Consider the following 26,145-nt stretch of genomic DNA (forward strand, 5'->3'; position numbering starts at 1 on the left):
GGACGCCTCCCGGATCAGCGGATCAGCAGCGCGCGGAAGTCGTTGACGTTGGTCTGCGTCGGACCGGTGATCAGCAGGTCGCCGAGCGCCTCGAAGAGCGCGTAGCCGTTGTTGGCGGCCAGCAGCTCGGCCGGCTTCAGGCCCAGCGCGCGGGCGCGCTGCAGCGTGCTCGGGCTGAGGAAAGCGCCGGCGTTGTCCTCGACGCCATCGATGCCGTCGGTGTCCGCGGCCAGGCCCCAGACGCCCTCCTGCCCGTCGAGCGCGATCGCGCAGCCGAGCACGAACTCGCCGGCACGACCGCCGCGCCCGGGCTGCGGCACCAGCGTCACCGTGGTCTCGCCGCCGGAGAGGATCAGGCAGGGCCTGGCGAAGGGCTCGCCATGCCGCGCCACCGAGCGCGCCAGCGCCGCATGCACGCGGCCGACCTCGCGCGACTCGCCCTCGATCTCGTCCGAGAGCACGTGCGCGGTCAGGCCGAGCGCGCGCGCCGCCTCGGCCGCGGCCAGCAGGCTCTGACGCGGCGCGGCGATGATGCGCTGCTCATGACCGTCGAAGCAGGTGTCGCCCGGCTTGGGCGTCTCCCAGTCGCCGCGCTCCAGCGCCTCGACTGCCTGCGGCGGCAGCGCGATGCGATAGCGACGGCAGATGGCCAGCGCGTCGGCGCAGGTCGTGGCGTCGGGCACGGTCGGGCCGGAGGCGATCACCTGCGGGTCGTCGCCGGGCACGTCGGAAATCATCAGCGTGAGCACCTTGGCCGGCGCGCAGGCGGCGGCCAGCCGGCCGCCCTTGATCGCGCTGAGGTGCTTGCGCACGCAGTTCATCTCGGCGATGTTGGCGCCGCTGGCCAGCAGCGCGCGGTTCACCGCCTGCTTGTCGGCCAGCGTCAGCCCGGGCGCCGGCAAGGGCATCAGCGCCGAGCCGCCCCCGGAGATCAGGCAGATCACCTGGTCGTCGGCGGTCGGCCGGAAGTCGCGCACCAGCTGCATCATCCGCGCCGCGGTCCGCTCGCCGGCGGCGTCGGGGACCGGGTGCGCGGCCTCCACCATCTCGATGCGCCGCGGCTGGTAGTCCGGCGGAATGTGGCCGTAGCGCGTGATGACCAGCCCGCTCATCGGCGCGGACGCGGGCCAGGCCGCCTCCATCGCCTGCGCCATCGAGCCACCGCCCTTGCCCGCGCCGATCACCAGCGTGCGGCCCTTGGACGGCGGCGGGAGATGGCCGGCGAGGATCTTGCCCGGCAGCGCGCGGTCGACCGCGACGCGGTAGAGGTGCTTGAGCAGCGCGCGCGGGTCGTCGAGCAGCGCCCGGGTCCGTGCGTCCGCGGCGTCCATGGCATTCGATGACGCGTCGCCGGACGCGGGGAAAACAGCAGGGCCGGCAGCGCCGGAGGCGGCGGCCCGCGCCGCGTCGGAGGTGGAGCTCATGGGCGCCGATTGTGGGCAGCGGCCGCTCAGCCGGCGTCCGTAGTGCTACCGACCTCGTGGTTGCCCATGACCTCGAGCGCCCGCACCAGCGCCGAGTGGTCCAGCTGGTCCCAGCCCTGCGCCGCGGCAGCCTGCATCAGCTGCGCGGTGCCGGCGGTGTTGGGCAGCGCCAGGTTCATCGCCTTGGCGCTCTGCAGCGCCAGGTTCAGGTCCTTCTGGTGCAGCGCGATGCGGAAGCCCGGGTTGAAGGTGCGCTTGATCATGCGCTCGCCATGGACTTCCAGGATGCGGCTGGAGGCGAAGCCGCCCATCAGCGCCTCGCGCACCTTGGCCGGATCGGCGCCGGCCTTGGAGGCGAAGACCAGCGCCTCGCCGACGGCGGCGATGTTCAGCGCCACGATGATCTGGTTGGCGACCTTGGTCGTCTGGCCGGCGCCCGCGCCGCCCACCCGCGTGATGTTCTTGCCCATCAGCTCGAACAGCGGCTTGATGCGGGCGAAGGTGGCCTCCTCGCCGCCGACCATGATGGACAGCGTGCCGGCCTTGGCGCCGACCTCGCCGCCGGAGACCGGCGCGTCCAGCCATTCGGCGCCCAGCGCCTCGATGCGCCGCGCGAAGTCCTTGGTCGCCATGGGCGAGATGGAGCTCATGTCCACGACGGTCTTGCCGGCGCTCAGGCCCGCGGCCACGCCGCCCTCGCCGAACAGCACGCGCTCGACGTCCGGCGTGTCCGGCACCATCGTGAAGATGACGTCGGCGCGCTGCGCGACCTCGGTGGCGCTGGCGCAGACGGTGGCGCCGGCGGCGGTCACTTCCTCGCAGACCTGGCTGCGGGTGTGGACGAACAGCGCGTGCCCGCCCTGCGCGAGGCGCACCGCCATGGGCGCGCCCATGATGCCCAGGCCGATGAAGCCGATCTTGATGCTCATGAGGGTCTCTCTCTTTCAGTCCTTGAACTTGTCTCGCAGGGCCTGCGTCGCGGCGCGGAACAGGCCCAGGTCGCTGCCGACGGCCACGAAGGTCGCGCCCTGCTCGAGGTAGCGGCGCGCGTCGGCCTCGACCGGCGCGAGGATGCCCACCGGCTTGCCGGCGGCGCGGCAGGCGGCATGGATGCTCGCCATCGCGGCCTGCACCTCCGGATGCTGCGGATGGCCCAGGTGCCCGTAGCCGGCCGCGAGGTCCGAGGGGCCGATGAAGACGGCGTCGACGCCCTCGACCGCGGCGATCTGCGCGGCGGCGGCCACGCCGGCCGGGCTTTCGATCTGCACGATCAAGGCGATCTGCTCGTTGATGCCCTGGAAGTAGCCGGGCACGGTGCCGTAACGGTTGTTGCGCTGCGAGACCGACACGCCGCGGATACCCTGCGGCGGGTAGCGCGTGGCGGCGACCGCGGCGGCGGCCTGCTCGGCGGTCTCGACGAAGGGGATCAGCAGGTTGGAGAAGCCCGCGTCGAGCAGCCGCTTGATCTCGACGGCGTTGTTGCTGCTCGGCCGCACGACCGGCGCGCTGACGCTGTCCTTGAGCGCCATCAGCTGCGGCACGAAGCTGCTGACCTCGTTGGGCGAATGCTCGCCATCGAGCAGCAGCCAGTCGAAGCCGGCCACGCCCAGCACCTCGGTGCTGATCGGGTTGGCCAGCGAGCACCAGCAGCCGATCAGGCGCTCGCCGGCGCGCAGGCGCTGGCGCAGCGTGTTGGGGAAGCTCGAATAGGGCGTGGTCGGCGTCGGCATGACTGGACTCCTCGGTGCGTCATCAATCGAGCTTGAGCCCGCTCTTGGCCACGACGCCCGCCCACTTCTTGCGCTCGGCGTTGAAGAAGGTGTCCATCTCGGCCGCGTTCATCGTGTTGACCTCGGCGCCCTGGGCGGCCAGCCGCGCGCGCACGTCGGGCGAGCGGATGATGCTGATCAGCGCGGCGGACAGCTTGTCGACATGGGCCTTGGGCATGCCGGCCGGGGCCAGGATGCCCTGCCAGGTGCCGGACTCGAAGCCGGTGGCGCCCTGCTCCGCCAGCGTGGGCACGTTGGGCAGCAGCGGCACGCGGGTGGCCTTGCTCACGCCGATGACCTTGAGCTTGTTCTGCTGCACGAAGGGCAGCGTCGCCAGCATGCCGTTCATCAGCACCTGCGTCTGGCCGGCGATCGTGTCGGTGACGGCCTGCGAGCCGCCCTTGTACGGGATGTATTCCCACTTCGCGCCGGTCAGGCTGGCGACCTGGTAGCCGGCCAGGTGCGGCGCGCTGCCCATGGCGGTGACGGCGAAGTCGATCTTGGACTTCTTCGACAGCTCGACCAGTTCCTTCAGGTTGCCGGCCGGCACCGAGGGATGCACCACCAGCATGTGCGGCGAGTAGGCCAGCATCGCCACGCCGCGCAGGTCCTTGGACGGATCGAAGGGCAGCTTGGTGTAGAGCGAGGGGCTGATGGCCAGGGCGCTGACGTCGCACAGCATGACGGTGTAGCCGTCGTTCGCCTTGGCGGTCTGGTCCGCGCCCATGTTGCCGCTGGCGCCGGGCTTGTTCTCGACGATGACGGTCTGCTTGAGCTGCTCGGACAGCAGCGGCGACAGGATGCGCGCGATGATGTCCGACGAGCCGCCCGGCGTGTACGGGACGATGATCCGCAGCGGCTTGGCGGGCCAGTTGGCCTGCGCGAAGGCGCTGGGCGCGAGGCCGGCGATCGCGCCGGCGGCGGCCGCGGCGAGGACCGCGCGGCGCGCGACGCGGGCCTGCCCGGTCGTCGTGGTCTTCCTGGTGTTCGTGTTCTTGGCGGTCTTCTGATCGTGCATGTCTCTCTCCATGTGGGAAGCCGCAGCCGCGCCCCGCGGGGGAACGGTGAGGCTCCGGGGGTGGTCCTCAGCGGACCATGCAAGGTTTCTTCGGATCGAACTTCCAGCCGGGAATCAGGTGCTGCATCGCGACCGCGTCGTCGCGCGCGCCCAGCCCGTGCTTCAGGTAGAGCTGGTGGGCGGCCTCGACGGCCTGCATGTCGAGCTGCACGCCCAGGCCCGGCGCGGTCGGCACCGCGACCTCGCCGTCGACGATCTTCAGCGGCCGCTGCGTGAGGTGCTGGCCGTCCTGCCAGATCCAGTGGGTGTCGATGGCGGTGAGGCGTCCCGGCGCGGCGGCGGCGGCATGCGTGAACATCGCCAGCGAGACGTCGAAGTGGTTGTTGGAATGCGAGCCCCAGGTGAGGCCGAAGTCGCGGCAGGTCTGCGCCACGCGGACCGCGCCGGACATCGTCCAGAAGTGCGGGTCGGCCAGCGGGATGTCCACCGACTGCAGGCTCAGCGCGTGCGTGAACTGGCGCCAGTCGGTGGCGACCATGTTGGTCGCGGTGGGCAGTCCGGTGGCGCGGCGGAACTCGGCCATCACCTCGCGGCCGGAGAAGCCGTCCTCGGCGCCGCAGGGGTCCTCGGCATAGGCAAGCACGCCGCCCAGGTCGCGCAGCAGGCGCACCGCGTCCTTGAGCAGCCAGCCGCCGTTCGGGTCGAGCGTGACGCGCGCCTCGGGGAAGCGCGCCTTCAGCGCGCGGATCGCCTCGACCTCTTCCTCGCCGCGCAGCACGCCGCCCTTGAGCTTGAAGTCCTTGAAGCCGTAGCGCGCCTGCGCGGCGACGGCCTGCTCGACGATGGCCTCGGGCGTCATCGCGACCTGGTGGCGCACCCGCAGCCAGGCGTCGCCGGGGGCGTAGCTGACCGGCTCGTCGTCGGGCGTCTTGTAGGCCATGCCGGTCCTGGCGCGGTCGCCGACGAAGAACAGGTAGCCCAGCATGGCGACGCTGTCGCGCTGCCGGCCCTCGCCCAGCAGCTCGCACACCGGCACGCCCAGGTGCTGGCCCAGCAGGTCCAGCAGCGCGCATTCGACGGCGGTCAGCACGTGGATGGTGGTCCGCAGGTCGAAGGTCTGCAGGCCGCGGCCGCCGCTGTCCAGGCCCTGGAACCGCTCGCGGACCTGCGCCAGCAGCGCGTTCCACTTCGCCACCGGCTGGCCGACGAGCAGCTCCCCGGCCTGTTCCAGCGTCTTGCGAATCGGCTCGCCGCCGGGGATCTCGGCGATGCCGACGTGGCCGGCGTTGTCCTCGAGGACCAGCAGGTTGCGGGTGAAGAACGGCGCGTGCGCGCCGCTCAGGTTCATGAGCATGCCGTCGTGGCCCGCGACGGGGATCGCGCGGGCGGACGTGACGAGGGGACTGCTTGCGCTCACAGGGGGCTCCTGATCGGGATCGCGGGAACGGGGATCAATCGGCGGTGATCTTGCGGGTCTCGATGACCTGCTTCCAGCGGGCGAATTCGGCCTTCTGGAAGCTCTGCGCCTGGTCCGGCGTGTTGGCGACGATCTCGATGCCGATGTCGGTGAACTTCTGCTTCACCGCGGGCTCGTGCAGCGCCGCGACCAGGTCCTTCTGCAGCTGCGCGCGCACCGCCGGCGGCAGGCCGCGCGGGGCGGCCACGCCCTGCCAGGAGTAGACGTCGGCGCCCTTGATGCCGGACTCGGCCAGCGTCGGCACGTTGGGCAGCACGGCCGAGCGCTTGTCGCCGGTGACGGCCAGCGCGCGCAGCTTGCCGCCGACGATGTGCGGCAGCACGGCGTTGACATTCTGGAAGGAGGCGTCGACCTGCGCGCCGAGCAGGTCGGTGATGGCCGGCGAGCCGCCCTTGTAGGGCACGTGCAGGCCGTTGGTGCCGGTCTGCAGCCAGAAGAGCTCGGCGGTGAGGTGGTCGGAGGAGCCGTTGCCCGAGGACGCGAAGGTCATCTTGCCCGGGTCCTTCTTCAGCGCGTCGATGACGTCCTTGACGCTCTTGAGCGGCGAGGCCGCCGGCACGACCAGCACGTTGGGCGCCTGCATGGCGACGGTGAGCAGGTCGATGTCCTTGAGCGCGTCGTACTGGACCGCCTTGAGCAGGTGGGGCGCGATCACGAACGGACCGAGCGAGGACACCAGCAGCGTGTAGCCGTCGGCCGGCGCGCGCTTGACCTGCGAGGTGCCGAGCGTGCCGGTGGCGCCGGGGCGGTTGTCGACGATGACGGTCTGGCCCCACTTCTTCTGCAGCTCGGCGCCCAGGGCGCGGGCGAGCATGTCGGTCGAGCCGCCGGCCGGGAAAGGCACGACGAGGGTGACGGGGTGGTCGGGGAAGCCGTTGGCATGGGCCAGGGTGGCGGTGCACAGGGACAGGACGGCGGCGCCGAGGGCGGCGCCGGCCTTGACGGCCAGGCGGCGGGTCAGGACGGTCATGGTTTGTCTCCGGGAAGGAACCGTGGAAGCCGCTCTTGATGCGCCCCGGTACTCAGTCCGAAGCGGCGGTGGCGGCCTTGTTGTCAGTCATCATACAAGTTGAGTTCCGACGGTGACAAGGCACCGCGCTGCACTTGGAGATCGGGGAAAACACGCAGAACTACCGATTGCGGGAAGTCGCCCACCCATAAAAACTATGGGGTTTGCGCCACACCGGTGGTCCCGCCCCAGCCAGGACGCCTCTAGGATCAATCCCATAAAAATTATGGGCATCCGAGACACGGAGGCGCGACTGAAGTGACATTCAAGAAGTTTTCGATGCCGCAGCTGGAGCGACATATCCGCCGCATCGTGGAGCAGCCCGCACGGATCCTGTGGACCCGTCATGCGAAGCAACGCATGCGCCAGCGCCGCATCAGCCTGGAAGACGCGCTGGAATGCCTGCGCAGGGGGCGTATCGATCTGCCGCCGGAGGTGGACCTTCCCTCGGCGCGCCTGATGTGTCGCCTGCGGTGGTACGGGGCCGAGCGCGATGTCCAGGTGTGCGTGGGTCTCGACGACAAGGACCCGGAACTCATCGTCGTGACGGTGATTGCTTAGGAGAGAACATGACGCTGTATCACTTCACCGAATGCGGACTGGACAACGTCTGGCTGAAGAACGGATTCACCATCAAGGAGACACCATTCGGTCCCGCCGTGTCGTTCGCCGCCCTCGAACAACTGCTCGATGAGATCGCCGCGCACCTGGTCCGAAAACCCGGCCGCCTCACCGGCAAGGAGTTCCGGTACCTGCGGTCGAAGATGCACCTGTCCCAGGCAGCCATGGCCACGCTGCAAGGCGTCAGCGAGCAGAACATCAGCCTCTGGGAACGTCGAGGTCGCGTGCCGAAGTCCAACGACACCCTGCAGCGATTGCTCTATCTGAAGCACGCGGCGGGAGACGAGACCTTGAAGTCCGCGTTCGACCGGATCATGACCGTCGAACGCCTCGTGCATCAGAAGATCGTCGCCACTTCCGGCCGCAAGGGCTGGAAGTTCACGGTGGAGGAAACCCGGCCCAGCGACGAAGCGCCAGCCGTCGCCGACTGAAGCCCGCCGCGGCCGCTGCGTTCAGCGCTGTTCCTGCAACGCCAGCGCCGCGCGGCGGCGGCGTTCACGGCTGTTGGCCAGGTGGGTGCGCATCGCCGCGCGCGCGGCCTCGGCGTCGCGCGCGGCGATCGCGTCGAGGATGCTTTCATGCTCCGCGTTCACGCGCAGCAGATAGTCGCGCTGCGCGATCGGGTCCTCGTCGCCGGCGGCCTGCAGGCTGGCCAGGCGCGCGCGCGGGATGCTCGGCGCGCCCAGCGTCGCCATCAGCTGCTCGAAATGCGGATTGCCCGTCGCGCGGGCGATCTCCAGGTGGAACTGGAAGTCCGCCGCCACCGCGTCGCGGCCCGCCAGCGCCGCCTCCGCGAAAGCGCCCACCGCCGCGCGCATCGCGTCCAGGTGCGCGTCTCCGCGCCGCTGGGCCGCCAGCGCCGCGGCTTCGGTCTCGACACCGATGCGCAACTCCAGCACCGCGACGACATCGTGCAGCGTCGCCATCTGCTCGGCCCCGATGCGGAAGGGCCCGCCCTCCCCCAGCCCCAGCACGAAGGTCCCGATGCCATGCCGCGTCTCGACCAGCCCGGCCGCCTGCAGCTTGGAGATCGCTTCCCGGACCACCGTCCGGCTGACCTCGAACTCGGCCATGATCGCCGCCTCGGTCGGCAGCTTGTCGCCGCTGGCCAGCGCGCCCGCGCGGATGCGGTCCTCCAGCGCCCGGACAAGTCCGAGGGCCAGCGATTTCGGGCGGGTACGGGTCAGCGGCACAGTCATCAGGGGCTCAGTTGTACGACAACATCGGTCCACGCGACAACCGCGTTATCGCGGTGTCGCGCCGATGCAGCGCGAAAAGGGATTGGGACGGGAACGAAGAAGGCCGCGATTGTCCCGTGCCTGAGCCGCCCGGGCTCAGGTGTCGAGCGGGAACTTCGCGCAGCCCAGCCGCGCCGAGATGTCGCGGCTGGCCGCCTGCAGCATCGCCACCACCTCGGGCGCCTTGGCCTCGTCGTAGCGGAAGGTGGGGAAGCTCACGCTCATGCCGGCGATGGGCTGGCCCAGCCGGTCGAAGATCGGCACGCCCAGGCAGCGGATGTGGTCGTCGAATTCCTCGCGGTCCTCGCCGAAGCCCTGCGCCTTCACCCGCTCCAGCTCGGCCTGGAAGGCGGCCGGCTCGGTGATCGTCTTGTCGCGGAAGCGCTGGAACTCCGCGCCGGCCAGCACGCGCGCGCGGCGCTCCGGATGCTCCCAGGCCATCAGCACCTTGCCGATCGCGGTGCAGTGCAGCGGCGCGCGGCGACCGATGCGCGAGTACATGCCCAGCATGTGCCGGGAGTCGACCTTGTGGACGTAGATGATCTCGCTGTCGATCAGCGTGCCCAGGTGGACCGTCTCGCCGGTGGCGTCGGCCAGCATCTGCATGTGGTGCTTGGACAGGTCGACCAGGTCCGGATACTGCAGCGCCTTGGCGCCGATCTCGAAGACCTTCATCGCCAGGCCGTAGCGCTCGCTGTCGGACTCCTGGTGCACGTAGCCCAGGGTCTTCATCGTCTGCAGGAAGCGGTAGACCGTCGCCTTGGGCATGGCCAGCCGCACCGAGAGCTCCGAGATGCCGGTGTCGCTGCGTTCCGACAGGGCCTGCAGGATGGCAAAGACCTTGAGCACCGCGGCCACCGACTCGGGCTGCTGCTTGCCATCGTTCAGATCGTCATCCATGCGCAACGTGTTCCTGGAAAGGGAAGATTTCACCACAGCCGGCCGGTGCCCGCGCCCGCGCGAACCCGGGCCGGCACCTCGGTCGCGGCCTCGATGGACAGGCGGTACGGTGGCGTCCAGCCGGCCTCGCCGGCGACCGACCGGTCCGGATTCGCGGCACGGAGCATGCCCACCAGGTCGACCGGCTCGCCGTTGAAGCGCGAGCCGCGGTCCTCGATCCGGTCGCCCTTGAGCAGCCGCGCCACCCGCCCCGGCGCGATGCCGGCCGCCGCCTCCCAGGCGTTGGCCTCGCTCAGCACCTGCGATTCGAGGCCCACGCCGATCGAGTAGGCGTAGGGATAGTCCCCCGCCGGCGCCGCCAGGTAGAGGTTGTTGGCGACATGCACCTGGCCGTAGCGCACCCGCGGCGCGCGCTCCTTCACCTGCTCCCACAGGTTGTGATGCAGCGTGACGCGCAGGTGCCCGCGGTCGTCGCGATGGCCGTCGCCGCCGCCGATCAGCATGGTCTTGTCGTGGCGGCGGAAGACGTTCCAGGACACGGTCACGAAGTCGGAGCGCCGCGTGATGTCCAGCAAGCCGTCATGGCGCTGCATCCGCTGGCCGAGCACCACCGGCTCGCGCGGATCGGGCCGGGCGCCGTCGTCGAAGACGCAGTGGTCGATCCACACCTGCGTCGCCTCGCGCAGCGAGACGGTGTCGTACTCGGAGTTCCATTCGCCATGCCCGTTGTCGTTCGGGTCCCAGGCGGGGAAGAAGTCGTAGGCATCGGAGAAACGCAGGTTGCGCAGGATCACCTGCGAGACCTTCTCCAGCATCAGCGAGCCGTTGTCGAAGCCCGCATCGGGTGTGAGGCCGACGATCGTCGTGTTGGACGGCACCTTGACGACGACCTGCGCCGCCTGGCGCCGCGCGGACCGCTTGCGCGCCTCCTCGAGCGGCCCTTCGGGCGGGCGACGGCCCCAGGTCGCCGGGTCGTACTGGCGCGCGAAGGCGTCGAGATCGAAAGCCGGATCGCGGAAATCCTCGATGCCCAGCGGGCGGCCGGACGCGTCCGCCGCCAGGTCGATGCGCGCCGCCAGCGCGATCAGCTTGGGCGTGTCGCCGAGCGCCAGCGCGGCATCGAGCTCGGCCCGCGTGCGCACGACGCGGATGGCCTCGACCTTCGCCTTCGCGCCGCCTGCCGTGCCGCCGTTCATCGAGGCCCAGCCATCGCCGGGCGCGATCGCGTCGAAGGCCGCGGCGGGCACCGCGTCGCGGGACGCGGCTGGCGACGCGGCGGTCGACGCGACATTGCGGTACTCGGTCATGCGGTTGGCCGCTTCGCCGGTCGCGGCGAAAGGGCGGCGCGAGGTCGAGGCCGCCCAGGCCGTCAGATGAGGACCGAGCTGGCTGTCCCGGATCACCGCCTGGCCGTTGGGCGTCGACGGCGACCGGCGCCATTCGCCGGCCTTCACGCCGCGGTCCCAGGCCCGGCCCAGGCGCACGCTGCCCGGCGCCACGCCGGGCTCCGCCACCCAGCGCGAACCTTGGACCAGGAAGCCGCGCGGCACGCCATCGGGCGTGCTGGGCGCGAGCACGACGCCGCCCTGCCCCGGCGAGCGCCGCCCGGCGCGGCTCACGATGACGCTGTCGTCGATCACCAGCGTCGCGCCGCCGAAGATGAAATCGACGTCGCCGCGAATCTCGCCGGCATGCACGAACACGCGCGACTCGCTCGCGAGGTCCTCACTGGCGCGCTCGGCATAGAAGGTGTCCTGGTGTCCGAGCAGCCGCACCTGCTCGAGCTGGATCCGGTCGCCGCGCGTCATCAGCGCGACGGCCTGCGCGCCGCCGCTCTCGCCGACGCCGGGCGGGTAGCCCTTTCCGTCGGCCACGTGGTCCATCGCATCGTTGGCGATGGTCAGCCGCGCGAGCTGCACGTCGTCGCTGAACAGCATCACGCTGGCGCTGCCCGGTGTCCCGAAGGTCTCCGCATCGAGCAGCGGCATGCAGCGGTGCGCGACGGCGCCGCGCGCCTTCGGCAGCGCGTTGTAGCGGCCTTCGACGATCACGACCTCGGCGGCATCGCCACGGCCGTACAGCGTGAACGGCGCCTTGTCCTGGATGCAGAGCGGCTCGCGATAAGTGCCCGGCTTGACGAGCACGTAGGCGCGCGCCGGGGCCGCCGATCCGCCCTGCCCCTTGGCCGGCAAGGCATCGATCGCGGCCTGCAGCGTGCGGTGCGTGCCGCTCCCGTCGGCGGCGACGACGAAGGTCGGCGTCCAGCGCGAGGGATCGAGCGTCTGCGGCCGCCAATCGCCGAGGTAGCGCGCGGCCGTGGCCTGGGCGGCCGCGTCGTCGCCGAGTTGCGGCCGGTCCTGCGCCCACGCGGCCTGCAGCGCCGCCACGCACAGCCCCGCCATCACCGCGCCGCGCCAGCCCCGCATCACAGGTCCGCCAGGTACAGCGCCGGCTCGCCCTCGGCATCGGCGCTGAACAGCACCTGCCGCTCGTCGGGCGTGAACGACGGATGCGGATGCGTGACCTGCCGATTGCCCTTGTAGACGCGCCACGAGCTGTCATGCCGCGCCACGCGCCGCTCGGTGCCGGCCTTCAGGTCGAACAGGTGCAGGAAGGGATCGGTCGCGATCTGGTGGCTACCGGTGTCGGCGACATCGGCCGGCGAGTCGCAGCCATCGCCGATCAGCAGCGTGCCGTCGTGGTTGCTCATCAGGTGCGAGCAGGGTGGCATCTTCGTGAGGCGCCGGGATTGAAGCGTCATGGGATCGAGCGCGCAGATCCATCGATCGCGCTGCCCCTTCAGGTAGGAGACGTAGATCATCGCGGAACCGTCCGGCACCCAGAACTCATGCGTGCAGCTTTCGCCCTTGTCTTGACGCCGCCCGCACCGGACGTTGCGGCCGTCCTCGTCGACGAACCACATGCGCGCATCCACCAGATCATGCGGCCCTTCATGGCAGTACGCGACCGTGTGGTCGTCCCCTGGCCGGTACTGCGGATGGCCCAGCCAGCCCTGCTGCTCGAGGATCACCTCGCGCGCGCCGGTGGCCAGGTCGATGCGGATCAGGCGGCAGCGCGGCTTCGCATGGAACATCTGGTGGAACTTCTGCCAGTCGCTGAGCGGGAACCAGTCGCTCGCGGCGATCTCGATGCCGACCATCTTCGTGCAGGCGCTGTTCGAGACCCAGGTGCCGTAACCCACCCAGCCCTCGGGCACGGTGTAGACGACCTCCTCGCTCAGGTCGCGCAGCGACAGGCGGATCAGGCGCCGCTCCGCGCGGACGAAGTACAGGTGCTGGTCGTCGGGGCTCAGGAAGCCGCCGAAGGTGTTCTCGCCCGCCTGGTCGGTGAGCTGCGTCGCGACCTGCGAGCCGAGGTCCAGCAGGTGGTAGTTCCAGCTCGAGCCGGGCCCGAACTCGGCGCCGAAGATCAGCCGCTGGCCATCGTTGGTGAAGCACTTCTGATAGAAGTAGTTGCGGTGACAGGTCACGTCGGTGGGCGTGAGCCGGGTGACGCGCGCGCCGGTATCGGGGTCCTCGCGGGTGACGAAGCGCAGCTGGCGTTCGGTGGCTTTCATGGTCGCTTTGATCCTCGGGGAGACGGGTTCACTTGATCCGTTGCAGGAGGGCCTGGCCTTCGGCGACCAGGCGGCGCGCGGCATCGACCTCGGTGGTCTTGCCATAGGCGACGGTCTCGAAGACCTCGCGCATGAACTTGTGCAGCCGCGCATGCTCGAACAGCGGCGCCGGGCGCTTGAGCCGGCCCGACTCGCGCTGGACCTTGATCTGCTCATGCGCCGCGACCTCCAGCGGCGGCAGGGTGCCGGCCGCCTTCAGCTGCTCGAAGGGGCCGCGCGCCGACGGCAGGCCGCGCGTGCGGCCCAGCAGCGTCGCGGCCTCGGGGTCGGTCAGCAGGAAGTTGACGAGCCGCGCGGCCAGTTCGGCCCGGCCGTTCTTCTCCGCATGGCGGCTCACCGCGTACATCACCGTGGGCCGGCCGAACATGCCGCTGTCCAGCGCGCCGGGCAGCGTCGGGAAGTCGCCGAGCACCAGCTTCTGCTGCTTGTCCAGCGTCGACGCGCGCAACCCGATCACCGAGTCCCAGGTGTAGTTCCCCGCCCAGCGGCCGACCACCCAGTCGGGTTGCTGCTCGGTCGGCTTCTCGGCGCCGCCCAGGCTCGCGCGCAGCGGCAGCGGCGTGGCGACGTGCTCGGTGACGAGCCGCTTGTAGATGCGGACCCAGTCCAGCGCGGCCGCCTCGTTCATCGCCACGCGCGGCGACGCGGGATCGACATAGGGCGTGCCGTGGCGCTGCTGCACCCAGGCCTGGGAGAGCAGCATCATGTCGTACAGCTCGCCGTCCAGCGGGTAGGCGTCCTGGCCCAGGAGGCGGCGGAAGGCCGGTCCGGCGGCGAAGAGCTCGTCCCAGCTGCGCGGCAGCGCCAGGCCCGCGCGATCGAAGGCCGCCTGGTTCCACAGCATCACCCGCGCGCTGAAGGACACCGGCAGTGCGTTGAGCTTGCCCGCGACCTCGCCATACGCGAGGTCTTCCCGGTCGAACTGGGCCAGGTCCAGCAGCGCCGCATGCCGGTGCAGGTCGGCGAAGCCGTTGCCGCGCTTGCTGAACATCGCCAGCCAGGCCCAGTTGATCTGCATGACTTCGGGCTCGGAGCCACCGGCGATCTGCGTCGTCAGGCGCTCCAGGTAGCCGTTGAAGCCCATGTATTCGGCCTTCACCCGCACGCCGTGGCGGCGCTCGAAAAGCGCCAGCGCCTTGAGCGTCGCTTCATGCCGGCCCGCGCCGCCCCACCAGGCGAAGCGCAGCACGGTGGCCTTGTCCTGCGCGCGCAGCACCGCCGGCGCCGTCAGCGCGGCGGCGACCGCGGCGCCGCCCGCCGCCAAGCCCAGCACCTGTCGTCTCGGCAGGCTCATGCGCGCGTCCCCAGCGCGGCGGACATCAGGTTCACGCCACTGCCCGCGTCGAAGAGGTGGCAGGCCGACAGCTGCAGGTGCAGCGTCAGCGCGTCGCCGCGCGCCAGGCCCTGCAGCGCGATCGCCTGCTCGGCCGGGATGCGCGCCGTGATCGGCAGCGCGCCCAGCTCCGCATGCAGGTAGACCTCCGAGCCCATGTGCTCGGTGAAGCGCAGCCGCGCCGTGACGCCGACGCTGTCGCCCTGCACGCGCGGCGCCAGGCCGATGTGCTCCGGCCGCAGGCCGAAGGTCACCGCCGCATCCGCCAGGCGCGGCAGCGCCGCGATGCCCGCTGCCTTGTCCGCGGGCAGCGGCAGCCGCGCTCCGCCCACCTCGACGGCCAGCCCGGTGTCGGTGGCTTGCAGGCGCGCCTCGAGCAGGTTCATCTCCGGCGAGCCGATGAAGCCGGCGACGAAGGCGTTGGCCGGCCGGTCGTAGAGCGCCGTCGGCGTGTCGACCTGCTGGATCACGCCCTCCTTGAGGACGCAGATGCGCTCGCCCATCGTCATCGCCTCGACCTGGTCGTGGGTGACGTAGATCGTGGTGGCGGGCTGCTGGCTGTCGCGCAGCGTGCGGTGCAGCTCGGTCAGCCGCACCCGCATCGCGGCGCGCAGCTTGGCGTCGAGGTTGGACAGCGGCTCGTCGAAGAGGAAGACGTCCGGCTTCTTCACGATCGCCCGGCCCACCGCGACGCGCTGCGCCTGGCCGCCGGAGAGCTGCTTCGGATAACGGTCCAGCAGGTGCTCCATCTCCAGCAGCTTCGCGGCATGGCGCACGCGCTGGTCGAGCTCGGCCTTGGGCGTGCCCGCCAGCTTCAGGCCGAAGGCCAGGTTGTCGTAGACCTTCATGTGGGGATACAGCGCGTAGTTCTGGAACACCATCGCGATGCCGCGCTGCTTGGGCGGCAGCGCGTTGACGGCGCGCTCGCCGATGCGCAGCTCGCCGCCGGTGATGCTCTCCAGCCCCGCGATCATCCGCAGCAGCGTCGACTTCGCGCAGCCCGAGGGGCCGACGAAGACCATGAACTCGCCGTCGCGCACCTCCAGGTCCACGCCGTGCACGGCCTTGAATCCGTTGGGGTACACCTTCTCGACCTTGTTGAGGCTCAGTCTTGCCATGCCGATGTCCTTGTCAGCCCTTGTCAGCCTTTGACGCCCGAGGACGTCGCGCCCTCGATGAAATGCTTCTGCGCCGCGAAGAACACGGCGATCGACGGGATCAGCGCCACCACCGAGATCGCGATCACGTTGGCCCACTCGACCTCCTCGGTCGCGCCGATGCTCATCTTCAGCGCCAGCGAGACCGGGTACTTCTCCACCGAGGCCAGGTAGATCAGCGGGCCCATGAAGTCGTTCATCGTCCAGATGAACTGGAAGACGATCACCGAGATGATGGCGGGCTTGAGCAGCGGCACGATGATGTGCCACAGCAGCTGCAGCGCATTGCAGCCGTCGATCTGGGCGGCCTCCTCCATGTCGCGCGGGATGCCGCGCAGGAACTGCACCAGCATGAAGACGAAGAAGGTGTCCGTGGCGAAGGCCGAGGGCACGATCAGCGGCAGGTAGGAGTCCAGCCAGCCGATCTCGCGGAAGACCAGGTACTGCGGGAGGCGCAGCACGATCAGGGGCAGCATCATCGTGGCGATCATGATGCTGAACAGCAGCTTGCGGCCCCAGAACTCGAAGCGCGCGAAGGCGTAGGCCACCAGCACGCAGGAGATCACCGTCACGACGATGCGCGGGATCGTGATCAGGAAGCTGTTCAGGAAGTAGGTCGCGAAGGTGTACTCGGTGCTGGTCTTCCAGCCCTTGGCGTAGGCGCCGAAGTCGAAGCGGTCGGGCCAGAAGCCGGCGGAGCTGAAGATCTCGGCGTTGCTCTTGAAGGAGGCGCCGACCAGCCACAGCAGCGGGTAGAGCATCACGATGGCGACCGCGGCCAGCGCCAGGTAGCGCAGCGGGCGGTTGCCGCGATCGCGGCCCAGGGTCAGGGTGGGCGAGTGGCCACGGCCGCGGCCCTCACCCCCGCCCTCTCCCGCAAGCGGGAGAGGGGGTTGGAGGGGCGTACTGCGGCGCTGGGGGGTGGGAAGGCGGCTCATCGCTTGGACTCCTTCTCGCCCGAATAGAAGACCCAGTACTTCGAGCTCCAGAAGGACAGCGCCGCCAGTCCGCCGACGAGCGCGAACAGCACCCACGACAGCGCCGCGCCGTAGCCCAGGTTGAAGAAGCGGAAGCTCTGGTCGTAGATGTAGAGCGCCAGCACGTAGGTCGAGTGCAGCGGGCCACCCTCGGTGATCATGTAGGGGCCGTTGAATTCCTGGAACGCGTGGACCATCTGCATGATCACGTTGAAGAAGATCACCGGCGTGATCAGCGGCACGGTGATCTTCCAGAACTGCTGGGCCTTGCTGGCGCCGTCGCACTCGGCCGCCTCGTACAGCGAGATCGACACGTTCTGCAGCGCCGCCAGGAAGATCACCATCGCCGAGCCGAACTGCCACGTGAACAGCAGCACGATGGTCCACATCGAGTAATGCTCGTCGGCGAGCCACGGGATCGGCTCGAGGCCGAGCTTCACCAGCACCAGGTTCACCAGCCCGTTGCGCGCGAAGACGAAGCGCCACAGCACCGCCACCGCGATCGAGCCGCCGAGGATGGACGGGATGTAGAACGCCGCCCGGAAGAAGTTGATGCCGCGCAGCTTGAAATTGAGCACGTGCGCGATGAACAGCGCGAAGCCCACGCGCAGCGGCACGGCGAGCAGCGCGAAGAGCAGCGTCACGCCCAGCGACTTTCGGAACAGCGGGTCCGCGGTGGCGAGTTCCTCGTAGTTGCGCAGCCCCACGAACTGGGGCGGATCGATCAGGTCGTACTGCGTGAAGCTGAGCGCGAAGCTCATCACGAAGGGGAAGAGCTTGAACAGCAGCACGCCCAGCACGAAAGGCAGGACGAACAGGAAGCCCAGTCGCTTGTTCTCATACATGTGCCGTGTCTCCGTCGGCGGGCGCGCGGGGCCTCTGCGGACCCCGTCGCGCCGAACATGGCGTCAGCGGGCGAGCCACCCGCCGTCGACCGCGACGGTATACCCGTTCACGTAGTCGGAGGCCTTGGAGGCGAGGAACACCACCGGTCCGGCCAGGTCGTCCGGCACGCCCCAGCGGCCCGCGGGAATGCGGTCCAGGATCGCGGCGTTGCGGCTCTCGTCCTGGCGCAGCGCGGCGGTGTTGTTGGTGGCCATGTAGCCGGGCGCGATCGCGTTGACGTTGATGCCGTGCGCCGCCCATTCATTGGCCATCAGCCGGGTGATGCCCATCACGCCGCTCTTGCTGGCGGTGTACGAGGGCACGCGCACGCCGCCCTGGAAGGACAGCATCGACGCCACGTTGATGATCTTGCCGCCGCCGCCCTGCGCGAGGTATTGCCTGGCCACGGCCTGCGAGAAGAAGAACACCGTCTTGAGGTTGAGGTCGACGACGTCGTCCCAGTCCTTCTCGCTGAAGCGGATCGCATCCTCGCGCCGGATGATGCCGGCGTTGTTGACCAGGATGTCGACGCGGCCGGTCAGCGACTTGGCCTCGGCCACCAGGCCCTCGATGCAGCTGATGTCGCCGAGGTTGGCGCGCAGGTCCAGAAAGCGCCGGCCCAGGCGCTCGACCTCGGTCCGGGTCTCGACCGGGTCGGACACGTTGACGCCGACGATGTGTGCGCCAGCCTGCGCCAGCGCCACCGCCATGCCCTGCCCCAGCCCGGTGTTGCAGCCGGAGACGATGGCCACGCGGCCATCGAGTTGGAAGTTGTCCAGGATCATCTCGTTCATTCCCTTGGTCGGGTGGGGTCGCGAGCCGCGGCGCTTCAGCGCAGCGTCGTCATCGGCACGTGGTCCATGTCCTTGAAGACCTGGTTCTCGCCGACCATGCCCCAGATGAAGGTGTAGGCCTGGGTGCCGACGCCGGAATGGATGGACCAGCTCGGGCTGATCACCGCCTGCTCGTTGCGCACGACCAGGTGGCGGGTCTGCGTCGGCTCGCCCAGCATGTGGAAGACCACCGCGTCGGCCTTCATGTCGAAGTAGAAATAGACCTCCATGCGGCGGTCGTGCTGGTGGCAGGGCATGGTGTTCCACAGGCTGCCCGGCTCCATCTGCGTCATGCCCATCAGCAGCTGGCAGGTGGGCAGCACGTCGGGCACGAGGAACTTGTAGATGGTGCGGCGGTTGCTCGTCTCGGGCGCGCCCAGCGTCTCGGGCGAGGCCTCGGCCAGCGTGACCTTGCGCGTCGGATAGGACGTGTGGGCCGGCGCGCAGTTGAAGTAGAGCTTCGCCGGGTTGGCGCCGTCGACGCTCTTGAACTCGACGATCTTCGCGCCCTGGCCGATGTAGAGCGCCTCGCGCGGGCCGACTTCGTACTGCGTGTCGTCGACGAAGACGCGGGCCGCGCCGCCGATGTTGATCAGCCCCAGTTCGCGGCGCTGCAGGAAGTAGTCGGTGCCGGTGTGCTTGCCCAGGTCCGCCGAGAAGGTCACCGGCTGGGTCACCGGCATGATGCCGCCGACGATGATCCGGTCGATCTGGCTGTAGGTCAGCGTCGCGCGGTCGGGCTGGAACAGGTCCTCGACCAGGAACTGGCGGCGCAGGCCTTCGGTGTCCAGCGTGCGGGCATGCTCGCTGTGGATGGGTTGGCGGATGTCCATGTCTACCTCGGTGCGGTGGGGGTGTCCGTGCCACGCGGCATCGTGCGGCGGCGGAAGGAAACACCCGGCATCGGGGTGCTTCCGGCGACTGATGGGAGCGAAGCGTACGGGTCTGCGGACTTTCCCGGAACTATGGTTTCTATGTAGTGAACCGCTGTTTCAATTTTTCGCGACCTCGCTATAGTTGCTCGCAACGACGGCCGGGACCCTCCCGGCGCCAGCCGCACCGGCGCTTGCCGGGATCGCGAGGAGACCGCCCCGATGAATCCGTATTTCCTGAACGACGACGCGCCCTGGACCGAGCTCGGCGACGGCATCCGCCGCAAGATCGTCGGCCACACGCCGGAGCTGATGTCGGTGCTGGTGCAGTTCGACGAAGGCGCCATCGGGACGCCGCACGCGCACGACGCGCATGACCAGATCGCGTTCGTCCTGAGCGGCTCCTTCGCCTGCGAGGTCGGCGGCGTGAAACGCACGCTCAAGCCGGGCGACGCCTTCGTCGCGCCGCGGCTGACGATGCATGGCGTCGTCGCGCTGGAGCCCGGCAGCACGCTGCTGGACCAGTTCTCGCCACGGCGCGAGGACTACCTCTGACCCCGACCTGACCCCAGGGTCCGCGCGCGGCGCGGATCGCAGACATCCGCAGTACCGAGGCGGCGATCGCACTGCAGCGACGGCCGCTCCCGACCTGCCGGCGCCCTGCGTGCGCCCGCGACCGACCGATGCCGCGAGAGCGAGGGCCACGATCCCGAGCCCGCGGCCGCAGAAGCACCTTGGAGACAACGTCATGCCCCACCGTCATGGGACTCGCCTCGGGACGACCTCGTCCGATCGTCAGCGCCGCGCGCATCGCGCCGCGTCGCCCACGCCCCGCCTGACCCGCCTCGCCGCCTGCCTGCTGGGCACGGCGACGCTCACGCTGCCCGCCTGGAGCCAGGACCAGGCCGCCCCGGCAGCGGCCGCGCCGGCGGCCTCCGCCGCCGCCAGCGACAAGGCGCTCGAGACGGTGGTCGTCACCGGCATCCGGGCGTCGCTGGAAAGCGCGCTGAACGCCAAGCGCCAGGACCGCGGCATCGTCGACGTCATCAAGGCCGAGGACATCGCCAAGTTCCCCGACACCAACCTGGCCGAATCGCTGCAGCGCGTTCCCGGCGTCGTGATCGACCGCGACGCCGGCGAGGGCCGCAACATCACGGTGCGCGGCCTGGGCGCCGACTTCACCCGGGTGCGCATCAACGGCATCGAGGCGCTCGCCACCACCGGCGGCACCGACAGCTCCGGCGGCGCCAACCGCTCGCGCGGCTTCGACTTCAACGTCTTCGCCTCCGAGCTCTTCAACACCATCACCGTGCGCAAGAGCAGCTCGGCGGAAGTGGACGAAGGCTCGCTCGGCGCGACGGTGGACCTGCAGGCGGCGCGGCCCTTCGACTTCAACAAGCGCGTGATCACCGCCTCGGTGAAGGCGCGCTACAACGACCTGGCGCGCGAGACCGACCCTCGCGCCGCCTTCCTGATCAGCGACGTCTTCCTCGACAAGCGGCTGGGCGTGCTGGTGTCCGGCGCGTACTCGAAGCGCCGCCTGTTCGAGGAAGGTTTCTCCACGGTGCGCTGGGACAACGGCCCGTCCTCGGGCGGCTGGTGCTCGCCGCAGGGCACGACGCCCGCGAATCCCGCCACCACCGCGGCCAACTGCGGCCCGGCCGCGCAGGGCGTGCCGCGCCTGCCGGCGTCCGCCGGCGCGAGCTCGGCCTACAGCCTGGCCAGCAGCGCCGACAACTTCCACCCGCGCCTGCCGCGCTACGGCCGGCTCACCCACGACCAGGACCGGCTGGGCCTGACCGGCTCGGTGCAGTTCAAGCCGACCGATCGCACGCTGCTCACCTTCGACATGCTGTATTCGAAGCTGGATGCGACGCGGCGCGAGGACTTCCTCGAGGCGATCTCCTTCAGCCGCACCGCGAGCCAGGGCGGCAAGCCGCAGACCAGCGTCGTCGAGGCGCAGTACGCGCCCAACGGCGCGCTCCAGTACGGCGTCTTCAACGGCGTCGACATCCGCGCCGAGTCGCGCTACGACGAGCTCACCACCACCTTCCGCCAGCCCAGCCTGACGCTGGAGCAGGAGCTCACCGACCACCTCAAGCTCAACGCCAAGGTGGGCCGAGCGGACTCCAAGTTCCGCAACCCGGTGCAGACCACGGTCACGCTGGATGCGCTCAACGTCAACGGCTACACGCTGGACTTCCGCAACGACGACCGCCTGCCGGTCATCAAGTACCCCTTCGACCCGACGGTGCCGAACGGCGCGCTGCAGATCGTCGGCGTGCCGCAGGTCACCACCGGCACGCAGCCCACCACGGTCGCCAACACGACCACCAGCGAGGTCCGCATCCGGCCGCAGGGCGCCAACAACCGCAACGACATCGCCCACCTGGACCTGGCGTGGGAGGTGCTGCCCGACACGCTGACCCTCAAGGCGGGCTACGACTACAAGAAGTACAGCTTCGACACCTACGAATTCCGCCGCATCAACCAGAACGACACCATCTTCTCGCCGGCGGCCGGATCGGGCGTGCTGACGACGATGCTGACCAACTTCGGTCGCGGCCTGAGCCTGCCGGCGGGCACGCCCACGTCCTGGGTCATTCCCGACCTCAACGCCATCGCCGCCGCCTACGACATCTACTGCAACTGCCTCAAGAGCGGGCCTGCGGGCGGACCGGGCGACTTCACCCTGTCCTCCATCACGAACGGCAATGCGCGCGGCAACAACCGCGCGGTGGTCGAGCGCGACCGGGGCGGCTTCGTGCAGGCGGACTTCGAGGGCCGCGTGCTGGGCCTGCGGATGCAGGGCAACGTCGGCGTGCGCTACGTCGTCACCGAGCAGGAGGCCACTGGCTACCTGGCCACCGGCGGCGGCACCGAGGTCGTCATCGGCCAGAAGTACAAGGACTGGCTGCCGGCGCTGAACGTCTCGGCCAACCTCACCAAGGACCTCATCGCGCGCTTCGCCGCGGCCAAGGTCATGGCGCGTCCGCAGCTGGGCAACCTCAACCCGGGCGGCACCATCAGCACCACGGGCACCTTGTCGATCACCACCGGCAACCCGTATCTGAAGCCCTTCCGCGCCAAGACCTTCGACGGCAGCCTGGAGTGGTACTTCGGCCGCAATGCCTTCATCGGCGTGGGCGTGTTCCAGAAGAACATCGACACCTACATCCAGAGCCTGCGCACCAACGCGCCGTACAACCAGACCGGCCTGCCGCTGTCGCTGCTGCCCTCCAACTTCACCGGCGAGGAGGTCTTCCAGCTCACCACGCCGATCAACACCCCGGGGGGCAAGCTGCGCGGCATCGAGCTGAACTACCAGCAGCCGTTCACCTTCCTGCCGTCGTGGGGGCGCAATTTCGGCACGGTCCTCAACTACACCTACGTCAAGTCGAAGATCACCTACCTGGTTTCGCCGACCAGCAACGCCACCATCACCGACGACCTGCTCAACATGTCGCCGAAGTCGTGGAACGCCACGCTGTACTACGACGACGACACCTTCAGCGCCCGGGTTTCGGCCTCCAAGCGCTCGTCCTTCCTGACGCGGGTGCCGGGGCAGAACAACAACGACGTCGAAGGGAAGAACGCCACGCTCAACGTGGACGCGTCGATCTCCTACAAGATCAACGACCGGCTCACGGTCACGCTGGAGGGCGTCAACCTGACCAACGAGGCGAACGACCAGTTCATCTCCCGGGCCCGCAACAGCCCGGTGGTCTATCACGTCACCGGCCGTGAGTTCCTGCTGGGCGCGAGCTATAAGTTCTAATGCGCGCATGAAGCAGTCATGGTTGCTCGCGCTGGCGCTCCTGGCCGGCGCGGTTCAAGCGCAGGAGACGCCGCCGACGTCGCTCCGCGTGATCCTCGTCGGCGATTCGACGATGGCCACGAAGAGCGGCTACGGCGACGCGTTGTGCGCGCGCTTCCAGCCCGGGGTGAGTTGCCTCAACCTCGCCAAGGGCGGGCGCAGCACGAAGAGCTTCCGTGCCGAAGGTCTGTGGGACCAGGTGATGGCGCTGCTGCGCGCCCGGCCGGCCGGGCAAACCGATGTGGTGCTCATGCAGTTCGGCCATAACGACCAGCCCGGCAAGCCGGGCCGCTCGACCGACCTCCAGACCGAGTTCCCCGCCAATCTCGCCCGCTACATCGACGACGTCGCGCCAACCGGCGCTCGCCTGGTGATGCTGACGCCGCTGACGCGACGCAGCTTCGACGCACAGGGACGGCTCGACAACGCGCTGCGTCCCTGGGCCGAGGCGACGATCCGCGTCGCCACCGAGCACCGCGTGCCGGTGATCGACCTGAACGCGATCAGCCACGCCGCGGTGCAGGCGATGGGAGAAGCGGAGGCCGACACGCTCGCGATGGCGCCCAAGCCGATCGATGCGCCCGCACAGGGTGCCTCCTCGCCCGAACGCGCCGGCGCGGCCAATCCGGTGTTCGATCGCACCCACCTGGGCGCGAAGGGCGCGCAGGTGTTCTCGGCGATGGTCGCCGGGCAGTTGCCCGTCGCGATGCCGGAACTTCAGCGCTGGCTGCGCTGAACGGATCAGCCATGGATGGGAGGTCTCCGATGACTCGACGCGTCGCCGTGATCGGCGAATGCATGCTGGAACTCAAGGGTCAGGCCTTCGGTCCCATGACCCAGGGCTATGGCGGCGACACCTTCAACACCGCCGTGTACCTCAAGCGCTGCGGCGATGCGGCCGGCGTTCAGGTGGCCTATGCGACCGCCCTCGGCGACGACGGCCTGAGCACCGGCCTGCTGGAGCGCTGGCGCGACCAGGGCATCGACACCCGGCTGGTGCGGCGGATCCCCGGACGCATGCCCGGGCTGTACCTGATCGAGGTCGATCCCGCCGGCGAGCGCAGCTTCCACTACTGGCGCGACACCGCCGCGGCGAAGGCCTATTTCGATGAGGCCGTCAGCCCGCTCGAGCGCCATGCCGAGGACTTCGACGCGCTCTACCTCAGCGGCATCACGCTGGCCGTGCTGCCGCCCGCGGGGCGGGAGCGGCTCTTCGCGCTGATGGAGCGCCTGCGCGCACGCGGCGCTCAGGTGGTGTTCGACAACAACTTCCGACCGCGTCTGTGGCCCGACCGCGCCGCGGCACGCGTGGCCTTCGAGCGCGCGTTCTCGCTGGCCACGATCGCGCTGGTGACCGCGGACGACCATCAGGCGCTGACGGGCCTCGACTCTTTGGAGGCTGCGATCGCGCAGGCACAATCGCTGCCGACGCCGGAGGTGCTGATCAAACGCGGTGCATCGCCCACGCTGGTGCACAGCGCGCAGACGCCCGGGCACTGGGCCGAGGCGCCGACGGAGGAGGTGGCGCGCGTCGTCGACACGACCGCCGCGGGCGATGCCTTCGCGGGCGGCTACCTGGCGCGGCGCCTGGCCGGCGCGGATGCGGTGAGCGCGGCGGTCTTCGGCAATCGCGTCGCGGCGCGGGTGATCCAGCATCCCGGCGCGATCATTCCGATCGAGGTCATGGCCGATCTGGTCTGAGCGAGTGGCTCCGGCCCGGGGCGTGCGACGGCGTCAGCGTTCCTTGAACCAGCGTCCGAGCGTCGCCCGCTCCTCGTCGGTGATGCCGGTCGCGTTGTTGAGCGGCATGCTCTTCTGCACGACCACCTGCTGGTAGATCTCGGCCGCGTGCTGCTCGATCAGCTGCGGCTCGTGGAACTGGATGCGCTTGGGCGCCAGCGCCGCGTTGTGGCAGGCCAGGCAGCGCGCATCGACGATGGCCTTCACCGTCTCGAAGGGCACCTTGCCGTCGGCGGCGGTCGCGGTTGCCCCCGTCGAGGCGGCGCCAGGCGTGGCCGGGGCGCTCAGCGCGGGGGCCGCGGTCACGGGCACCATCGCCGGTTGCGGCGCGAGCCACGCGATCAGTCCCGCCAGCAGCATGACCACGGCCACCAGCAGCGGCCAGGCATCGACACCCTTGTGGCGTTTCACGAACCAGGTCCGCACCAGCGCGCCCACCAGCATCAGCAGCACCAGCACCAGCCAGTTCTGCGGATGGCTGTAGAGCATGCCGTAGTGGTTGGACAGCATCGCGATCAGCACTGGCAGGGTGAAGTAGGTGTTGTGCACGCTGCGCTGCTTGCCGCGCTGGCCGTGGACCGGGTCCACCGGCCGACCGGCCCGCATGTCGGCGATCACCTGCTTCTGGCCGGGAATGATCCAGAAGAAGACGTTCGCGCTCATCATCGTGGCGATCATCGCGCCGGTGATCAGGAAGGCCGCACGCCCGGCGAAGAGCTGGCTCGCGCCCCAGGCCGCGGCGACTATGGCCACGGCGACCAGCCCGAGCACCACGCCGTCGTTGCCGATCGAACCGTCGGCCTTGCGACCGAAGCGCCGGCAGATCTGGTCGTAGACGATCCAGCCGCCGGCCAGGAAGCCCAGCGCCGCAGCCACCGCCGCGCCGGCGCTCCAGTCATGGACGCGCTTGTCGATCAGGTAGGTGTCGGCGTTGAACAGGTAGAGCAGCGCGAACAGCGCGAAGCCGCTCATCCAGGTCCAGTAGCTTTCCCAGTAGAACCAGTGCAGCTCCCGCGGCAGGTTGGCGGGCGCCACCATGTACTTCTGCGGGTTGTAGAAGCCACCGCCGTGCACCGCCCAGAGCTCGCCGTCCACGCCCTTGGCCTTCAGGTCCTCGGCCTGCGGCTTGAGCAGGTGGTTGTCCAGCCAGACGAAATAGAACGAAGCGCCGATCCAGGCGATGGCCACGATCACGTGCAGCCAGCGCAGCAGCAGATTGGCCCAGTCAAGCAGGTAGCTGTCCATCAACGAACGTTGAGCAAGTTCCGGACCACCACTGCGGGCGCTGTGAACCGGCAAGCGTCGCGCTGAGAAAAACTGGGCGCCGCGGCGACGTTGAGGAGGGGAGTGTATACAGTTTGGTGCGCTGCGAGCGGCTGCTGGCCCTCACCCCTGCCCTTGTATCTTTCGTTTTGAGAGTACACACAGGTTTGTTTTG

23 protein-coding genes are annotated in these 26,145 nt (G+C 69.6%); 6 read left to right on the forward strand and 17 right to left on the reverse strand.

Annotated features, from left to right (window positions below):
- Window positions 1-14: 14 nt before the first annotated feature.
- The 6 genes from ACTJKJ_RS25840 to ACTJKJ_RS25865 form a co-directional block, all read right to left on the reverse strand.
- Complete coding sequence (locus tag ACTJKJ_RS25840; protein ID WP_440823070.1) at window positions 15-1,331, reverse strand: glycerate kinase type-2 family protein; 1,317 nt, start codon at window positions 1,329-1,331, stop codon at window positions 15-17.
- A 119-nt stretch (window positions 1,332-1,450) separates the two neighbouring features.
- Window positions 1,451-2,353 carry a 2-hydroxy-3-oxopropionate reductase gene (gene glxR / locus ACTJKJ_RS25845; RefSeq protein ID WP_440823044.1) on the reverse strand — a complete coding sequence of 301 codons (903 nt, stop codon included), beginning with the start codon at window positions 2,351-2,353 and terminating at the stop codon, window positions 1,451-1,453.
- Window positions 2,354-2,368: 15 nt separating this feature from the next.
- Window positions 2,369-3,154 (reverse strand): 2-dehydro-3-deoxyglucarate aldolase, encoded by a 786-nt coding sequence (gene garL / locus ACTJKJ_RS25850; RefSeq protein WP_440823046.1) that lies wholly within the window; start codon window positions 3,152-3,154, stop codon window positions 2,369-2,371.
- 22 nt (window positions 3,155-3,176) lie between these two features.
- Window positions 3,177-4,211 (reverse strand): Bug family tripartite tricarboxylate transporter substrate binding protein, encoded by a 1,035-nt coding sequence (locus tag ACTJKJ_RS25855; protein ID WP_440823048.1) that lies wholly within the window; start codon window positions 4,209-4,211, stop codon window positions 3,177-3,179.
- Between the two features lie 67 nt (window positions 4,212-4,278).
- Complete coding sequence (locus ACTJKJ_RS25860) at window positions 4,279-5,565, reverse strand: enolase C-terminal domain-like protein (RefSeq protein WP_440823072.1); 1,287 nt, start codon at window positions 5,563-5,565, stop codon at window positions 4,279-4,281.
- A gap of 97 nt (window positions 5,566-5,662) precedes the next feature.
- Window positions 5,663-6,658, reverse strand: a complete 996-nt coding sequence (locus ACTJKJ_RS25865) for a Bug family tripartite tricarboxylate transporter substrate binding protein (RefSeq protein WP_091721929.1) — start codon at window positions 6,656-6,658, stop codon at window positions 5,663-5,665.
- Between the two features lie 318 nt (window positions 6,659-6,976).
- Between ACTJKJ_RS25865 and ACTJKJ_RS25870 the strand changes: the two genes are divergently transcribed.
- On the forward strand, window positions 6,977-7,258 hold the full coding sequence (locus tag ACTJKJ_RS25870) for a DUF4258 domain-containing protein (RefSeq protein ID WP_297384683.1): 282 nt from the start codon (window positions 6,977-6,979) through the stop codon (window positions 7,256-7,258).
- A gap of 8 nt (window positions 7,259-7,266) precedes the next feature.
- On the forward strand, window positions 7,267-7,749 hold the full coding sequence (locus ACTJKJ_RS25875; protein WP_297384681.1) for a hypothetical protein: 483 nt from the start codon (window positions 7,267-7,269) through the stop codon (window positions 7,747-7,749).
- Between the two features lie 21 nt (window positions 7,750-7,770).
- Here the strand turns inward: ACTJKJ_RS25875 and ACTJKJ_RS25880 are convergent, their stop codons facing one another.
- The 10 genes from ACTJKJ_RS25880 to kduI form a co-directional block, all read right to left on the reverse strand.
- Entirely contained in the window at window positions 7,771-8,517 is a 747-nt protein-coding gene (locus ACTJKJ_RS25880) for a FadR/GntR family transcriptional regulator (protein ID WP_091721926.1), read from the reverse strand.
- Between the two features lie 135 nt (window positions 8,518-8,652).
- Window positions 8,653-9,456 (reverse strand): DNA-binding transcriptional regulator KdgR, encoded by an 804-nt coding sequence (kdgR, locus tag ACTJKJ_RS25885; protein ID WP_091721923.1) that lies wholly within the window; start codon window positions 9,454-9,456, stop codon window positions 8,653-8,655.
- 29 nt (window positions 9,457-9,485) lie between these two features.
- Window positions 9,486-11,882 carry a pectinesterase family protein gene (locus tag ACTJKJ_RS25890; protein ID WP_440823051.1) on the reverse strand — a complete coding sequence of 799 codons (2,397 nt, stop codon included), beginning with the start codon at window positions 11,880-11,882 and terminating at the stop codon, window positions 9,486-9,488.
- Window positions 11,882-13,033: an oligogalacturonate lyase family protein gene (locus ACTJKJ_RS25895; protein WP_440823053.1), complete on the reverse strand. Its 1,152-nt coding sequence runs from the start codon at window positions 13,031-13,033 to the stop codon at window positions 11,882-11,884. Before ACTJKJ_RS25895 ends, ACTJKJ_RS25890 begins: the two co-directional genes overlap by 1 nt.
- A gap of 28 nt (window positions 13,034-13,061) precedes the next feature.
- Entirely contained in the window at window positions 13,062-14,387 is a 1,326-nt protein-coding gene (locus tag ACTJKJ_RS25900) for an ABC transporter substrate-binding protein (protein ID WP_440823055.1), read from the reverse strand.
- Window positions 14,384-15,544 (reverse strand): ABC transporter ATP-binding protein, encoded by a 1,161-nt coding sequence (locus tag ACTJKJ_RS25905; RefSeq protein ID WP_440823057.1) that lies wholly within the window; start codon window positions 15,542-15,544, stop codon window positions 14,384-14,386. The genes ACTJKJ_RS25900 and ACTJKJ_RS25905 overlap by 4 nt, the downstream gene beginning before the upstream one ends.
- A 23-nt stretch (window positions 15,545-15,567) precedes the next feature.
- On the reverse strand, window positions 15,568-16,521 hold the full coding sequence (locus ACTJKJ_RS25910) for a carbohydrate ABC transporter permease (RefSeq protein WP_440823059.1): 954 nt from the start codon (window positions 16,519-16,521) through the stop codon (window positions 15,568-15,570).
- Window positions 16,518-17,405, reverse strand: a complete 888-nt coding sequence (locus tag ACTJKJ_RS25915; RefSeq protein ID WP_091721903.1) for a carbohydrate ABC transporter permease — start codon at window positions 17,403-17,405, stop codon at window positions 16,518-16,520. Before ACTJKJ_RS25915 ends, ACTJKJ_RS25910 begins: the two co-directional genes overlap by 4 nt.
- A 63-nt stretch (window positions 17,406-17,468) precedes the next feature.
- Window positions 17,469-18,239 carry a 2-dehydro-3-deoxy-D-gluconate 5-dehydrogenase KduD gene (gene kduD / locus ACTJKJ_RS25920; protein ID WP_254783191.1) on the reverse strand — a complete coding sequence of 257 codons (771 nt, stop codon included), beginning with the start codon at window positions 18,237-18,239 and terminating at the stop codon, window positions 17,469-17,471.
- Window positions 18,240-18,274: 35 nt separating this feature from the next.
- Complete coding sequence (kduI, locus tag ACTJKJ_RS25925; protein WP_440823061.1) at window positions 18,275-19,111, reverse strand: 5-dehydro-4-deoxy-D-glucuronate isomerase; 837 nt, start codon at window positions 19,109-19,111, stop codon at window positions 18,275-18,277.
- 261 nt (window positions 19,112-19,372) lie between these two features.
- Between kduI and ACTJKJ_RS25930 the strand changes: the two genes are divergently transcribed.
- From ACTJKJ_RS25930 to ACTJKJ_RS25945, 4 genes are all read left to right on the forward strand, one after another.
- Window positions 19,373-19,705: a cupin domain-containing protein gene (locus ACTJKJ_RS25930; protein WP_297384659.1), complete on the forward strand. Its 333-nt coding sequence runs from the start codon at window positions 19,373-19,375 to the stop codon at window positions 19,703-19,705.
- 193 nt (window positions 19,706-19,898) lie between these two features.
- Window positions 19,899-22,928 (forward strand): TonB-dependent receptor, encoded by a 3,030-nt coding sequence (locus ACTJKJ_RS25935; RefSeq protein ID WP_440823064.1) that lies wholly within the window; start codon window positions 19,899-19,901, stop codon window positions 22,926-22,928.
- 7 nt (window positions 22,929-22,935) lie between these two features.
- Complete coding sequence (locus ACTJKJ_RS25940; RefSeq protein WP_440823066.1) at window positions 22,936-23,703, forward strand: rhamnogalacturonan acetylesterase; 768 nt, start codon at window positions 22,936-22,938, stop codon at window positions 23,701-23,703.
- A 29-nt stretch (window positions 23,704-23,732) separates the two neighbouring features.
- A complete protein-coding gene (locus ACTJKJ_RS25945) occupies window positions 23,733-24,668 on the forward strand; it encodes a sugar kinase (RefSeq protein WP_440823068.1) in 936 nt (311 codons plus the stop codon).
- Window positions 24,669-24,701: 33 nt separating this feature from the next.
- Here the strand turns inward: ACTJKJ_RS25945 and ACTJKJ_RS25950 are convergent, their stop codons facing one another.
- A complete protein-coding gene (locus ACTJKJ_RS25950) occupies window positions 24,702-25,952 on the reverse strand; it encodes a urate hydroxylase PuuD (RefSeq protein ID WP_297384653.1) in 1,251 nt (416 codons plus the stop codon).
- Window positions 25,953-26,145 lie beyond the last annotated feature (193 nt).

It is taken from the genome of Roseateles sp. 22389, from assembly GCF_052044995.1.
GTDB lineage: Bacteria > Pseudomonadota > Gammaproteobacteria > Burkholderiales > Burkholderiaceae_C > Roseateles.